Below are 14122 nucleotides of genomic sequence, written 5' to 3'. Positions count from 1 at the left end.
GATCACGTAAAGACTCAGAGATCGTTTTTCTGGTTCAGGGGTCCATCAACTCGGCGGACCGGGCGGCGAACGCCTCCACGGCCTTCGCGGTGATCGGGCCGGGGGCTGACGGGAGGACCGTCCCGTCCACGGCCCGGATGGGCTGGACGTCGCGGGTCGTGGACGTCAGGAACGCCTCGTCCGCGCGGTACAGGTCGTCCAGCGCGACGTCCTCCTCCTCGCCGCCGCACCACTCCAGCGTGAGCGCGCGCGTCACCCCGGCCAGGCAGCCGGACGACAGCGGCGGCGTCACGAGCCGCCCGCCGAGCACGAGGAAGATGTTGCTCCCCGTCCCCTCGCACAGGTTTCCGGCCGTGTTGCCGAAGATCGCCTCACCGCCGCCGCGCTCGTTGGCGTAGGACAGCGCCAGCGCGTTCTCCGCGTAGGACGTGGTCTTGAGGCCGGACAGGGCGCCCCGCTCGTTGCGCGGCCACGGCACGACCGTCACGTCCGCCGTCGCCGGGAACGGTGCCTGCGGGCCGGCGATGATCGACACGGTCGGGCCGGCGTCGCCGCGCGCGGAGCCGAGCGGGCCCGGTCCGCTCGTGTAGGTGATCCGGATGCGGGCCAGCGGCCACTTCGGGGCGGCCGCGAGCACCTCCAGGGTGCCCTGCGCCAGGGCGTCGTGGTCGGGCTCGGGCAGGCCGAGGCCGGCCGCCGAACGGGCCAGCCGCCGCAGATGCCGGGTCAGCGCGAACGGCTCCCCGTTCGTCGCCTTCACGGTCTCGAAGATCCCGTCCCCGACGAGCATGCCGTGGTCGAAGACCGACACCGTCGCCCGCTCAGGGTCGAGCAGTTCCCCGTTCAGCCAGATCCTGGCCTGCTCCGTCACCGGAAGCCACCTCCAATAGCCGAGCCGCCTTCAGCTCGGTCTCGCGCCACTCGCGATGTGGATCGGACCCCCAGGTGATGCCGGCGCCGGTGCCGAACCGCAGCAGGCCGTCCTCCGCCCAGAAGGTCCGGATGCCCACGGCCAGGGCGCCGCGCCGGGAGTCCGCGTCCACCCAGCCGATGGCCCCACAGTACGGCCCCCGGGGGACGGGTTCGAGTACTTCCAGCAGCCTCAGCGCGCTCGACTTCGGGGCGCCCGTCACCGAACCGGGAGGAAACGTCGCGGCGATCAGCTCCGGCCAGCCGCCCCCCGCCAGCCGCGCCCGGACGGCCGATACGAGGTGGACGAGCCCGGGATGCTCCTCCAGCGCGCACAGCTCCGGCACGCTCACCGAGCCGGTCTCCGCGATCCGTCCGAGATCGTTGCGGACCAGGTCGACGATCATCACGTTCTCGGCGCGGTCCTTGGGAAGCAGGTCGTCCGCCGTCCGGCCGGTCCCCTTGATCGGACGCGACTCGACCACCCGCCCGTCCCGCCGCAGGTACAGCTCGGGCGAGGCGGAGGCGACCTCCAGGCCCGGCACCCTGAGCGTCATCGCGTAGGGCGCGCGATGGCGCTCGGCGAGCCTGGCCCCCAGTCCGGCGATGTCGGCGCCGCCGGGCAGCTCCGCGGAGAGCACGCGGCACAGATTGGCCTGGTAGACGAGACCGTCCGCGATCGCGCCGCGGATGCGCTCGACCCCCGCGACGTAGGCCGCCTCGTCGAGTGAACTCGTCCACTCCCCCGCTGGGCCGGCCCACACGCCCCCCGGATGCGGCGCGGGCCTCACCGTCTCGAACCGGGCGCACGTGACCTTCCCCTCGTAGGTCACCACGACCGCCCACCAGCCGCGCGAATCCAGCGCCCCCAGGTCGGAGGTCACGTCCGCGAGCCCGGTGGCCAGCAGGCCCCCGGCATAGGCGAAGCTCATCCCAGCACGCACCCGAACGAATCGGCCAGGCCCGCCAGCCCCGCCTCGGTGACGACCAGCGCCCGCCGCGTACTGCCCCGCTCGAACCAGCCGAGCTCGATCATCCGGCTGGTCAGCGCCTCCCCCAGCGCCCCGTTCAGGTGCGGCCGCCGCTCCGTCCAGTCGAGGCAGTGCCAGGCGAACCTCCGCCGTCCGCTCCGCAACGCCTCAAGATCCAGCCCCAGCGCCCCAAGGCGCTCCTCGCCCTTCTCCGTCACCTCGTAGGCGTCGCCGTCGGCCGCCACGATCAGACCGCCGTCCACCAGCGCCGCGAACAACGTCACCCCGGCGATGCCGGCGAGGTGGTCGTAGCACGTCCGCGCCTCGTGCAGGCGCCGCGCGTCCCGGGACTGCCGCAGGCTGTTCACCCGCACCGGCGGGCTGATCCGCGACAGCGCCTCGATCACCTGGGCGACCTCGCTCCCCCGCAACCGGTAGTACCGGTGCCGCCCCTGCTTGACGACCGTCACGAACCCGCCGTCCAGCAGCCGCGACAGATGCGCGCTCGCCGTCTGGGCGCTCACCCCGGCCGTCCTCGCCAGCTCCCCCGCCGCGAGCGGACGCCCGTCCAGCAGCGCCGTCAGCATCGCGGCCCGCGCCCGGTCCGCCAGCAGAGCCGCGACCGGCGCGAAGTCCACACTCACGACCTGTTCCGAGCCCATGCCACCGAGCCTAGGCGACCCGCTCTTCGACCAGCGCCGAAGCATCCGCGCCCCGCGCCGCCGCGTAATCCGGTTCGCGTCACCGCCCCGGAGGCGCTAATGTTTTCCCCGTCGCCGCAGGGCGCAAGCGGAAGTGGCTCAGGGGTAGAGCATCACCTTGCCAAGGTGAGGGTCGCGGGTTCAAATCCCGTCTTCCGCTCTGAGGGGCCTTTCGGGCTATGACCAGAAGGTCTCCTTCTGGTGGAGTGGCCGAGAGGCGAGGCAACGGCCTGCAAAGCCGTGTACACGGGTTCAAATCCCGTCTCCACCTCAACCCGTACCTCCCCGGAGGACACGGACCCGGGCGATTAGCTCAGTGGGAGAGCGCTACCTTGACACGGTAGAGGCCACTGGTTCAATCCCAGTATCGCCCACGAGGCGGTCGCGCCTGCTCGGCGAGCTTCGCTCGCCTTCGCCGGTGCCCGCCATGCCTTCCCGGGGGGCGACCCCCGGACCCCCGAGTCGGGCCACCATGTTCGGCGCTTTCGGCGCCTTCCCGGTGGCCCGCAATGCTTTCCCGGGGGGCGACCCCCGGACCCCCGATGTGGGGGACTCCGTCCCCCACTCCCCCTGCGTGCGGGGCTGGGTTGAGTGCACGCCGTAGGGTCCTCCAGTCGGCTCTGGCACCCATCATTCTTCCTGAGCTTTGACCAGGCCGTTTGTCTTGGCGGCCTGAGCACCGCGGCACGGCTCTTCGCGCGGTATCTCGACCACACCCAGTCGGTTCGCACGAGGCAGACCGCGGGCCAGCGTCGCTCTCTGCCGAACGGCGTGCCTGGTCTTGCGCTTCTTGCTGACCTTGGCCGCTCCTGGGGTCCGGGCCAGGAGCGGCGGTCGTTTGGGGGTCGGGTCAGGGGCGGCCGCTGGTGGCGGCGTGGTACTGGAGGTCCTGGACCTGCGGGGTCGCGGTCACCGTGAACGGGGAGGTGACGGTGGCGGTGGTGGTGCCGTTGCGGAGCACCGAGGCGGCGGTGGCGCCGTTCGCCAGGGGGAACAGCCGCGCCTGGACGCCCGCAGCCGCGTCGTAGCTACTCGCCGTCCCTCCGATCGTGGCCCTGACCTGCGCGGCGGCGGTGAGGAAGGAGAGGATCTCCACCTTGTCGCGCGGGGTCGCGGTGCCGGAGCGCGGGACCATGAACTTCGTCTGGCCGCCCGACGTCGGCTTGAGGGCCGCGGTCTGGGTGCGGTGGGTCAGGTAGACCGTGTCGCGTGCGATGGCCGGCCACGTCCCGGTCTTGAGGCGGGTCAGGTAGTAGGACGCCAGGTCCAGGTACGCGCCGTCGTTGTGCGGGGAGGGCGCGAACTGGGTGCCCTCGGAGAAGTCGTTCCAGGTGGTGAGCTGGACCCAGTCGGTACCGCCGTCGATGGCGTTCTGCCAGGTGGTGCGCAGGTTCTCGGTGTTGTTCGCCTCGTCGTAGATGCCCTGGTTGGGTCGCTCGTCCTGGACGGCGACCGGCTGCATCCAGATCTTGCCGAGACCGTGCGAGGCGCTGATGTTGCCCCCGATGCCCCCCTGCAGGTTCGGACTCCGGTTGCCCCAGTTGGAGAAGCCGTAGCTGACCGAGGCGTAGTTCTTGTAGTTGGCGCCGAAGTTGAGGAACACCGGGACGAGCGCCGGCTTCGCGCCCAGGTTCGTCATGGCGGTGTTGAACGCCGCGTACCAGTCGGCGGTGCGGTTCTCGGCCTTGAACGGCGAGACGACCACGCGCCCGTCGGGCAGCTTGTAGACCGCCGGCGACTTGGCGAGCCCGGCCAGCTCCGAGGCGAGGCCCGCCGCGTCCAGACCCTTGATCTGGGTGGCGGTCATGTCGGGCATCAGCACGATCCTGAACCCGGGGTCGACCTGCTCGGCCGCCTTGATGAGCAGGTCCACGCGCTTGCGGTGCGGACTGGTGGCCGAGAGGTTGAGCAGGTCGACGGTGAAGCCGTCCAGGCCCGCCGCGACGGCCGTGCGGACCTCCCGCTTCATGTCCTCCAGCTGGTAGTCCCCGCTGATCGGTGCGCGGGGCGCCGGACGGTCGCGCAGCAGTCCGCCGTAGGCCTGGTGGATCCCGCCCTCACCGGCCGGGCTCAGGTAGTTGCGGGTGTAGTAGTCCGACTCGGGCGCCTTGTTGTCCAGCGAGACCGGATAGGGGGTGAAGTAGTGCGCGAACACCTTCTGCTTGGACGCGCGCAGGGTGGCGGTGGCGGGCAGGTCGAACGGAAGGGCGGTGGTGGCGCTCGCCTCGGCCACACCCTTGACCGGTACCGCCTCCCGCGGGGTCAGCCCGCACCCGGCCGTCGCCAGGACCCCGCCCAGCAGCAGCGATCCTGCCGCCACCGCCGCCCGCGAAAAGATGATCTTCATGGAGCGGCACCGTACTGCATCGCCCTCGGCGCGATACGAAGATCACTTCAATCGGCATGATCGCGGACCGCCGGGGCTTTCCTGCATGTAGGTGGTTGTTGCAAACTATTCGCAACAAATGCCTTCTCGGTTCGACTCCTGGAGTGCAGCCGGCCCATGCCCCATCCGATGCCCCCCGCCGGGCCGCAGCGCGTCATCGCGGCGTCGAACTTCGTCTACACCGTCGGCAGCGGTCTCTACCTGACCGCCGGCGTCCTGTACTTCACCCAGGCGGTGCACCTTCCCGCGAGCCAGGTCGGCGCCGGTCTCGGAATCGCCGGGCTCGTCTCGCTGGCCGTGGGAATCGGCGTCGGCCATCTCGCGGACGCCAAGGGAGCGCGCGGCGTCTACGCGGCGACCCTCGTCGTCCAAGCGCTGGCGACGGCGGGATTCGTGCTGGCGGACCGCTTCTGGCCCTTCCTCGTCGCGGTATGCGTGGCCACCGGGGCCAAGGCCGCGGGGCTCGCGGCGCGCAGCCCGCTGATACGGCGCTACGGCGGGGACCGGCCACAGGAGTTCCGCGCCTACCTTCGCGCCGTGACCAACGTCGGCATCTCGCTCGGGGCGGTGCTGGCGGGCTGGGCGGTACAGGTGGGTACGCTCACCGCCTACCAACTCCTGGTCATCGGCAACGCGGCCGCCTTCGCCGTGTCCGCGGCGGTGATGTTCCTCCTGCCCGCCGTACCGCCCGGGCCCGTCGTCGAGGGGCCGCGGTGGACCGCCCTGCGCGACCGGCCGTACCTCGCGCTCACCGCGATCGACGGGATCATGGCCGTCCAGTTCAAGGTGCTGACCGTCGCCATCCCGCTCTGGCTGGTCGAGGCGACCACCGCGCCTCGATGGCTCGTCTCGGGGACCATGGTCCTCAACACCGTCATGGTCATCGTGTTCCAGGTGCGGGCCAGCCGCAGCATCGACTCCCCCGCGAGCGGGGGCGGCGCCTACCGGCGGGCGGGTGCGGCCTTCCTCCTCTCGTGCTCGTTCGTCTCGCTCTCCGCGGGGACGCCGGCGTGGGCCGCCGTGGTCCTGCTGCTGACCGCGGTCGTGATCCACACACTCGGTGAGCTGTGGCATTCCGCAGGGGGATTCGAGGTCTCGTTCGCCCTCGCTCCCGACCATGCCACCGGCCAGTACCTGGGCGTGTTCGGCCTGGGCGCCGGGCTGGCCGAGGCTCTCGGCCCCGGCCTCCTCATCTTCCTGTGCATCACGTGGGGACGTCCCGGCTGGTACGTCGTGGGAGCCCTGTTCGCCTTGACAGGTCTGGCGGCACCACTGGCCGTCCGGTGGGCACAACGACCGCGCGGGCACCTGGCCGTCTCCAGGGACGCCCGGGCCATCTGACGGGGCGCGTACCAGGTGAACCGCCGGATCGGGGGACGCGCTTGACGTTAGGCAGGTAAATGCCTGCATAATGAGAGGGTGAATCTGGAAGCGGGCGGGATGGACGCGGTCTTCAAGGCGCTGGCCGATCCCACGCGGCGCCTGCTGCTCGACCGGCTGCGGGAGCAGAACGGGCAGACGCTGCGTGAGCTGTGCGAGCGGCTTGACATGGCGCGTCAGTCGGCGACGCAGCATCTCGACGTCCTGGTGGGCGCCGGCCTCGTGACCGTCGTCAGGCGGGGGCGGGCACGGCTCCACTACCTCAACCCGGCGCCCATCCACGAGATCGAGGAGCGCTGGATCTCAGAGTTCGACAGGCCACGGCTGCAAGCGCTCAGCGCCCTCAAAACCCAGGCAGAGGAGTACGCGATGACCGGCGAATCGACGACCGTTCCGACCTACGTCTACGTCACCTACATCCGCGCGAGCGCGGAGCAGGTGTGGCGCGCCCTGACCGACGCGGATCTGACGGCGCGCTACTGGGGGCACGCCAACATCTCGGACTGGCGGCCGGGCTCGCCCTGGGAGCACCGGCGCTCCGACGGATCAGGCGTGGTCGACGGCGTCGGCCGCGTGCTGGTGGCCGAGCCGCCGACGCGCCTGGCCATCACCTTCGAGGACTCCCCCGGCGTCGAACCGCCCAGGGACGCGTCCGTCGTCACCTTCCTCGTCGAGCCGCACCACGACATCGTCCGGCTCACCGTGACCCACGAGAACCTCCCCAACGAGGAGATGCTCAACGGCATCTCGCAGGGGTGGCCGGCCGTGGTGGCGAACCTCAAGTCGCTGCTGGAGACCGGCGACGTCCTCCCGCAGGTGCCGTGGGAGATGTCCGGAACGCACGCCTGAGCCGGCCGACCCACGAGCAGAAGGAAGACATCATGGACACCGCTCCGCTGCGGGACGCCTATCGTGCGCTGCTGGACGCCGCCGCCGGCGTGGCCGACACCGATCCCGTCCCGCCGCCGGGCGAGTGGAACGCCGAGCAGATCCTGGCGCACGTCAGCATCATCAGCGCCGTCACGATCGCCGCCGTCTCCGCCGTCGCCTCGGGCGCGATCGCGACCTACGACAACCGCATGGCCCAGGAGGGCTGGACCATCGAGCGCGTCATCGCGCAGGCCGGCGGCGGCGCGGGGCTCCGGGACCGCATCGCCCTTCAGGCGGACGCCCTCTGCTCGCTCGGAGGGCCGATGCTCAGCGACGCCGAACTCGACACGCTGGTGCCCACCCGGCTGGTGTCCAACGGCGCGCTCCTGGTCGACCAGCCCGTGCCCCTGCGCGACCTGCTCGGCGGTCTGACCGAGACGGAGTTGCCCGGCCACACCCGGCAGATCCTCGCCCTCGCGCCGAGCGGCGCCGGGGGCGACTGACTACGGCGCGGTGCCGGCGCGGGCGTGGATGCCGAGGACGTGGGCGAACAGGGCGGGGACCCGGGAGCCGCCCGCCGTGTCCGGGAGCACCTCGGGGGTCAGCGCCCACTCCGCGCCCACCCACGAGTCGCCGATGGAGCCCTCGCTGGAGGGCAGGTCGTTGCAGGACTGCCGGACGCGCATGGTGCGCACCGACTCGGCCGCGGGGGTGTCGGTCTCCACCAGGAGCACCGGGACGCCGACCAGCGGTCCGTCCTCGACCAGGCGCAGGAGGTGGTGCGCATCCTCGCCGTCGAGCGCGGCGCCCGCGTCCAGGACGACGACCAGGCGCAGCGGCGGTCCCGCGGCCGGTCCGTCGTCGCCGCCGATGCGGCGCAGGTCGACCAGGTCGAGGAGGCGGCGGAGGCGTTCGGCGGCCGCCGGGCCGGTCGCCACGCCGCCGCCGAGCAGGCGGGCGGTGGTGGACGGGTCGAACCCGTGCAGCCAGCCGGCGCCCGACAGGCCGGCGGCGTCGATCACCTCCAGGCCGACGAGCCCGGGCGGGACGGCCGCCAGGAACCGCGTCACCAGCGACCACGCGTAGGCGGCCGAGTCGCCCGGCATGGTCCCCCGCGAGATCCACACGGCGCGCCGCAGCGGCAGCCGGAGGACGAGCGGCACCTGCAGGGCGGGAAGCTCGGCGGTGGACAGGCGGCCCAGCAGCATGCCCTCGGCCAGGTCGGGGCGGGGCTGCCAGGTGAGCCAGGCCGGCGCGTCGAAGGGCGCGGCCTCCGGGGTGACCTGCGGCTCCACCCGGGCCAGCTCGTCGCGGAGCTGCGCGGCGTCGGAGCGCAGCCGCTGGTCGGCCGCCTCCATGAGCCGCTGGAAGCCGCCGGGCGGCTTGCGTCCGGCGATCTCCTCGTTGCGCAGGACGAGCGCGTGCTCGGTGGAGGAGTGGAACGCCGCCAGTGACCGGCTCGCGTCCTCCCAGACGAGCCAGCAGCGCTCGACATAGCCGACCTCCGAGGCCGACGGCGACGCCGGCCGCGAATCCGCGGGCGGCGGGCTCGCGGGCGGAGGGACCGCCGGTGGAGGGACCGCCGGTGGAGGGACCGCCGGTGGAGGGACCGCCGGTGGAGGGACCGCGGGCGGAGGGACCGCGGGTGAGGGGATCGGCGGGGGCGGGCCGACGGCGGGGGCGGGCTCGGGTTCGCCCGGGTCGTCCACCTCGATGCCGTGCGCTTCGAGCAGCTCGGCCAGGCCGCCGCCGTAGCCCTGGCCGACGGCCCGCACCTTCCAGCGGCCGTCGCGGCGGTAGAGCTCCAGCCCGATGATGGCCCTCTCCGGGCCGAGACCCGGGACGGTGAACTCGACGAGCGGGTCGCCGGTGCCCGAGGTGAGGACGAGCCGGGGCGGCGGCATCGTGCCGAAGGTCGTCGCGCCGGTGAGGCTGACCGCGATCAGCACCGCCGCGGCGTCGGCCGGGACCGCGTCGAGGTCGACCTCGACGCGCTGGCGGCCGTCGCCGGACCAGCGCACGCCGGGCGCCTCGGGCGCGTTGTAGAACACCAGGTCGGCGTCGGAGCGCACCCGCAGGCCGGGACCCACGAGCAGGGCGCTGACATCGACGGGGACGGCGCAGGACGCGGTGGCGGTCACGCGCCGGGCGGGCACCGGTGCGTTGGCGCCGGGCGACAGTTCGGCCATGGGCGGTCAGGCGAGCCCGACGATCGTGGGCAGCATGTCCTGGAAGGTGCGGCCGTGGCAGGGCTCCCCGATCGCGTTCATCTTCCAGGTCTCGCCGTGCCGGTAGAGGCGGGCCATCACCATGGCGGTGTGGGCGCCGCCGCCGGTCAGCGTGTAGCGGGCCAGCTCGCCGCCGTCCGCCTCGTTGACCAGGCGGCAGAAGGCGTTCTCCACCTCGTTGAACGTCTGCCCGTTGAAGGAGCTGACGGTGAACACCAGCGAGGTGACGTGCACGGGCAGCCTGCCCAGGTCGACGATGACGGACTCGTCGTCGCCGTCGCCCGCCCCGGTGAGGTTGTCGCCGGTGTGGCGGACCGAGCCGTCGTCGCTGACCAGCTTGCCGAAGTAGACGACGTCGGCGAGGTTGCCGTCGGCGAAGAGCACGCAGGACGCGTCGAGGTCGATCTCCCGCTCCCGGGAGCCGAAGAAGCCCTTCTTCTTCACCGCGTCCCACCCGAGGCCCATCCGGACCATGCTGAGCGCACCGCCGGGCTTCTCCAGCGAAATTCGCTGACCCTTCACCATTGAGACGGTCACGACCGTCGCCTCCTCGCTGTCCCTGAAGGCACCCCGAACACGGTGCGCGCACAGCCTTTCAGCCGATCCGCTCGTTGTCATCCGATTCGCGGCTCAGGTGTCGCAGGCGATACCGCCGGCAATAAGAAGCCCAGGCCGAATGTGGCCTGGGCCTCCTTTTCGCGGGGTCAGCCGATTTCGGCGCCGAAGACCTGGAGGGCCTCGGTGACGGGCTGGAAGAAGGTGACGCCGCCGGTCCGGCAGTCGCCCGAGCCGCCGGAGGTGAGGCCGAGCGCGGTGCCGCCGGCGAAGAGGGGTCCGCCGCTGTCGCCCGGCTCCGCGCACACCGTCGTCTGGATCATGCCGGTGACCGTCCCTTCGGCGAAGTTCACGGTGGCGCCCGTGGCGGTGACGCTGCCCGCGTGGACGCCGGTCGTGCTGCCGCTGCGGAACACGCGCTGGCCGACCACGGCCTCGCCGGCCTCGGTGATCTCCTGCGCCTGGCCGTTGTAGAGGTTGACCGCGCTCTGGCCGGCCCCGCCCTGCTCGGTCTGGACGAGCGCGAAGTCGTTGCCGGGGAAGTCGCTCTCCACCGTCGTGCCGAGGGCCTCGGCGCCCTCCTGGTCGGCGGCCCAGTTCTGCACCTCGTTGCCGCAGTGCCCCGCGGTGACGAAGAAGTCCTGCCCGCCGCGCTTGACGTTGAAGCCGAGCGAGCAGCGCGCGCCCTGGCCGAAGATCGCGTCGCCGCCGAGCGCTAGCGTGTGCAGGCTGCCCGGGATGCGGACCATCCGGACCGCCGCCCCCATCTGGCGGGCGGTGCGCTGGACGGCGGCCATCCGCGTGCCGGTGACCGTGGCGTCCGTCCACACCGTGACCCTGGACGTCGCGGGGTCCACGGCCCATCCGGTGCCGGGGATGTCCGACACCGAGCGGCGCAGCGCGCCGGTCACCCGCCTGAGCGTCGCCGGGCTGCGCCGCGTCATCTTCGGGACGGCTCCCGCGGCGCGCACCGCGGCGGCGTCCGTGGCGTTGGTGACCGTGACGACGGGGCGTCCCGCCGAGTCGACGTAGGCGCCGGTCGTGCGGTCGCCGAGCCGGCCGGCGATCCTCGCGGCCTTCGTGGCGGCCTGCCCCGTGGGCGCGGCTTTCCCGCGGCCCGCCCGGGCGTCGCCCGCGAGCCTGGCCTCCTGCCCGCCGGACCGTCCCTCGGTGTGCACGACGTACAGCGAGCCGGCGACGAGCCCGGCAGATCCGGCGGCCACCGCGGTCATCGTGACCGCGGTGCGCAGCCGACTGTTCCTCACGCTCTTCCGGCGCCTCATGAACCCTCCCGGTTCCGGGGTGTCGATCTACGCGTGGGGATACGCGCCCCGGCGGGACGGAGTTCAATGCGCCTCGGTGTTCCTGCGTCCTGCCGCCGGGCCGGGGGGCGTTTCCGCTCCCCGGCCCGGCGGGTCGGATCAGCCGCCCAGGCGGACGGCGCTGCTCGCCGTTCCTCCCTTCGCCGCCTCGAAGGCCACGGTGAGGGTGCCGGTCGCGCCCGGCACGGTCACGGTCGTGGTGCCCGCCTTGCGGATCTCGACCTGCTCGGTGCCGAGCAGCCTTCCGTCCCACACGTGGACGTGCGCGGTGCCCGGTCCGGTCGCGAGGAGTCTGACGGTGGTGGAGCCGCCGGAGACGGCGGGCCGGCCGGCGATCCTCGCGGTGTCCGAGCGCGGCGCCGCGGGTCCGGCGGCGAGCGGGACGCCCGTGCGCACCGCCTGGATGATCGACTCAGGCGCGTTCACCGACCGCGTCGCGTCGGTCGGCATGACCGGCGGAGGGGGCGTGGTCGGCATGCCGGACGGCGGGGTGTGGCCTGGCAGGGACACCAGGCCCCACCGGTACGGGTCGCCCTGGACGCCGCCCCAGGTCGACCAGCCGATCCGGGTCTGGCCGGTCTTGTCCTGGGTGTCGGAGTCGTAGACGAAGACGTTCAGGCCCATGCGCCGCGGGTCCACCGCGGTCGGCAGCGCCGTGAACGGGATCTCCGCCTCGACGACGTACCCGGCGTAGGGATCGGCGACCGTCGAGGCGACCCGCATGCCCGGCGCGGTCTCCTCGCCGGGGCCCTGGCGCGCGTCCGCGTCGCGTTCGAAGCACGGCTTCCCGTCCGACATCTTGGGGAAGATTCCGGTCTTGAAGGTGGTGGAGGTGTTCTCGGAGTCGCCGCGCGGGTCGATCCCGATCTCGACCGAGTCGGTGCGCCAGTGCCGCTTGCAGTCGTCGGCGCCGAGCACCGTCCCCTGCTTGTCGTCGCGGACCTTGACCAGCACGTGCAGCGCCTTGTCGGTCCAGGTGACCTTGCCGGTGGCCGAGCAGTCGTCGGCGGACTCGCACGCCGAGCCCTCCCAGCGCCGGGACAGGTTCAGCTCGGGCCCGGGGTACTCGCCGGGCGACTCCTTGCCGTCCACCGCCGGCGCGGTCGACGCCTTCGGCAGTTCGGCCGCCGGGACCAGTTCCAGGGCGCCGTTCTGCACGTCGGTGTCGCCCGCGGAGGAGGTCGTGGTGATGGTCAGGTCGTAGTCGCCGTCGGTCCCGCCCTCGTTGGAGGTGGGCAGCGACTTGTCGGCGTTGGTGACGGTGAACGTGGCCGAGCCCGTCTTGCCCGCGTCGAGGGTGTAGGGCTTGGACGCGGCGTCGGCGGTGAAGCCCGCGGGGAGGCCCAGCTTGACCGTGCCGGACTGCGCCGAGGCGGTCGTGTTGGACAGGTCCACGCGCACCTGGCGGGACGCGCCGGACGCCAGCGTCAGGACCCGCTTCACCTGCCCCGTCAGAGCCGGGACGCCCGTCTTGTCCGCCCAGGTGTCGAAGTCCGAAACACGGGGCAGCGGCTCAAGGACGCCGGTGACGGCGGGCCGGACCTCGACGGAGGTGGCCGTCTGGCCCTCGGCGCCGCCGCCGGTGAGCGTCGCCGAGAGCTGCGCGCGCCCGGCCTTGACGCCCGGCGGGGGCGTGACGGTGAAGGTCGCCGTGCGCTCGGAGCGGCCGACCGCCCCCAGCGCACCGGTGCCTGTCACGTTCCAACCCGTCGGGACCGCGAGCGTCGCCTTCGCCGCCCGCAGCCGCTCGGGCGAGCTCGCGTGCGCGGTCACCTTGAAGGGACGACCCGCGGTCACGCCGAACGCGTCCGTCGTCAGCGAGAACCGGCTGCCGAGCGGGAGGCCGCCCTTCGCGGGCAGCACCGCGCCCTCCAGCATCGCGGACGGGTCGGCGTTCCCGAGCGTGAACGGAACCCGGCTGTGGATCTGCCGGAAGTAGTCGCATCCGATCTGGGCCGGGTCGGACGGGACGTCCGGGAAACCGCCCCAGCCCTGGCTGACGTACGTCCGCTGGGCCTCGCGCTCCACCTGTGCCCACGTCTTGCCGCCGTTACGGGCGGACGCGCGTCCTCCCCACACGCCGTAGGCGACCGACGCCGCGGCGGACGGCGTCCCCTTGGCGGCGCAGCCTGAGCCGACGGGCCCCGATGCTCCGCCGGTCTGGAACAGGCGTCCCGGCGCCCAGGTGCGCAGCCCCTCACGGCCGAGCTGCGCGGGGTAGGACTTCGGGTCGGCCGCGGCGAAGTAGGCCTCGGTCGCGAGCCGGGCGGCCTGCTGGTGGTTGCCGTGCTGGCCCGGGAGCGGCGCGGGGACCATGGTGACGATCACCTTCGGCCGCGTCTCGCGGACGAGCCGGACCACCTTCTCCAGGGTCTTGTCGTGGTCCCAGGTCTCGGCGGTGAGCGGCGTGCTCACCGTGTAGTAGAAGTCGACCTTGTCCAGGTAGTGGATGTCGGTGACGCCGGCCTTGCCGACGGCGCGGCGCTCCTCGTTCTCGCGGAGCAGCCCGAGTGCCGGGCCCTCCTCGGTTCCGGAGGCGTTGCCGCCGCCCTCGCCGCGGGTGACGGTGAGGACGCCGATCTTCGCCTTGGCGTCCTCGTTCCACTGGCCGAGGGTCGACAGGGCGCCGGCCTCGTCGTCGGGGTGCGCCCCGACGAACAGGACGTCGAGCCGACCGTCGGCGGAACCGGCGCCGCCCGGGTCGGCCGCCTGCGCGGGCGGACCCGCGAGGGCGACGGCCATGGCCGCGAGCGCGGCGGACAGGACTGCGGGTAGGGCGAGTCTTCGCATGAACTCTCCT

At 72.7% G+C, this 14122-nt stretch carries 11 protein-coding genes and 3 tRNA genes; 6 read left to right on the top strand and 8 right to left on the bottom strand.

Features of this window, described 5'->3' with window-relative positions; genetic code table 11:
* Positions 1–34 precede the first annotated feature (34 nt).
* From AB0H37_RS33650 to AB0H37_RS33640, 3 genes are read right to left on the bottom strand one after another with little or no spacing between them, the layout of a single operon-like run.
* A complete protein-coding gene (locus AB0H37_RS33650) occupies positions 35–871 on the bottom strand; it encodes an aminodeoxychorismate lyase (protein WP_329089140.1) in 837 nt (278 codons plus the stop codon).
* Positions 822–1841 (bottom strand): chorismate-binding protein, encoded by a 1020-nt coding sequence (locus AB0H37_RS33645; RefSeq protein WP_329089138.1) that lies wholly within the window; start codon positions 1839–1841, stop codon positions 822–824. The genes AB0H37_RS33650 and AB0H37_RS33645 overlap by 50 nt, the downstream gene beginning before the upstream one ends.
* Positions 1838–2542: a helix-turn-helix domain-containing protein gene (locus AB0H37_RS33640; protein WP_329089136.1), complete on the bottom strand. Its 705-nt coding sequence runs from the start codon at positions 2540–2542 to the stop codon at positions 1838–1840. The genes AB0H37_RS33645 and AB0H37_RS33640 overlap by 4 nt, the downstream gene beginning before the upstream one ends.
* 127 nt (positions 2543–2669) lie before the next feature.
* On the opposite strand from AB0H37_RS33640, the gene AB0H37_RS33635 reads away from it, so the two are divergent.
* The 3 genes from AB0H37_RS33635 (at position 2670) to AB0H37_RS33625 (ending at position 2955) form a co-directional block, all read left to right on the top strand.
* Positions 2670–2741: transfer RNA gene (locus AB0H37_RS33635), tRNA-Gly, on the top strand.
* 40 nt (positions 2742–2781) lie between these two features.
* Positions 2782–2852: transfer RNA gene (locus AB0H37_RS33630), tRNA-Cys, on the top strand.
* A 31-nt stretch (positions 2853–2883) separates the two neighbouring features.
* Positions 2884–2955: transfer RNA gene (locus AB0H37_RS33625), tRNA-Val, on the top strand.
* Positions 2956–3431: 476 nt separating this feature from the next.
* Here AB0H37_RS33625 and AB0H37_RS33620 read toward each other — a convergent pair.
* Positions 3432–4928 (bottom strand): glycoside hydrolase family 71 protein, encoded by a 1497-nt coding sequence (locus AB0H37_RS33620; protein WP_360616838.1) that lies wholly within the window; start codon positions 4926–4928, stop codon positions 3432–3434.
* Between the two features lie 156 nt (positions 4929–5084).
* On the opposite strand from AB0H37_RS33620, the gene AB0H37_RS33615 reads away from it, so the two are divergent.
* The 3 genes from AB0H37_RS33615 to AB0H37_RS33605 all read left to right on the top strand — a co-directional run bounded on the left by AB0H37_RS33615 (position 5085) and on the right by AB0H37_RS33605 (position 7720).
* A complete protein-coding gene (locus AB0H37_RS33615) occupies positions 5085–6308 on the top strand; it encodes an MFS transporter (protein WP_360616837.1) in 1224 nt (407 codons plus the stop codon).
* A 78-nt stretch (positions 6309–6386) separates the two neighbouring features.
* Entirely contained in the window at positions 6387–7196 is an 810-nt protein-coding gene (locus AB0H37_RS33610) for a metalloregulator ArsR/SmtB family transcription factor (RefSeq protein ID WP_360616836.1), read from the top strand.
* Positions 7197–7228: 32 nt separating this feature from the next.
* On the top strand, positions 7229–7720 hold the full coding sequence (locus AB0H37_RS33605) for a hypothetical protein (protein WP_229810382.1): 492 nt from the start codon (positions 7229–7231) through the stop codon (positions 7718–7720).
* Here AB0H37_RS33605 and AB0H37_RS33600 read toward each other — a convergent pair whose 3' ends face one another.
* The 4 genes from AB0H37_RS33600 to AB0H37_RS33585 all read right to left on the bottom strand — a co-directional run bounded on the left by AB0H37_RS33600 (position 7721) and on the right by AB0H37_RS33585 (position 14112).
* On the bottom strand, positions 7721–9406 hold the full coding sequence (locus AB0H37_RS33600; protein WP_360616835.1) for a TerD family protein: 1686 nt from the start codon (positions 9404–9406) through the stop codon (positions 7721–7723).
* Positions 9407–9412: 6 nt separating this feature from the next.
* Positions 9413–9982 carry a TerD family protein gene (locus AB0H37_RS33595; protein WP_179835760.1) on the bottom strand — a complete coding sequence of 190 codons (570 nt, stop codon included), beginning with the start codon at positions 9980–9982 and terminating at the stop codon, positions 9413–9415.
* A gap of 167 nt (positions 9983–10149) precedes the next feature.
* The gene (locus AB0H37_RS33590; protein ID WP_360616834.1) at positions 10150–11283 is read right to left on the bottom strand and encodes a S1 family peptidase; all 1134 of its coding nucleotides are present in this window, start codon (positions 11281–11283) and stop codon (positions 10150–10152) included.
* Positions 11284–11421: 138 nt separating this feature from the next.
* Positions 11422–14112: a sugar-binding protein gene (locus AB0H37_RS33585; RefSeq protein WP_360616833.1), complete on the bottom strand. Its 2691-nt coding sequence runs from the start codon at positions 14110–14112 to the stop codon at positions 11422–11424.
* Positions 14113–14122: the final 10 nt, after the last annotated feature.

This window comes from Actinomadura sp. NPDC023710 (assembly GCF_040639875.1).
In the GTDB taxonomy this organism is placed as follows: Bacteria; Actinomycetota; Actinomycetes; order Streptosporangiales; family Streptosporangiaceae; genus Spirillospora; species Spirillospora citrea.
This window is presented reverse-complemented; position numbering and strand designations above follow the sequence as displayed.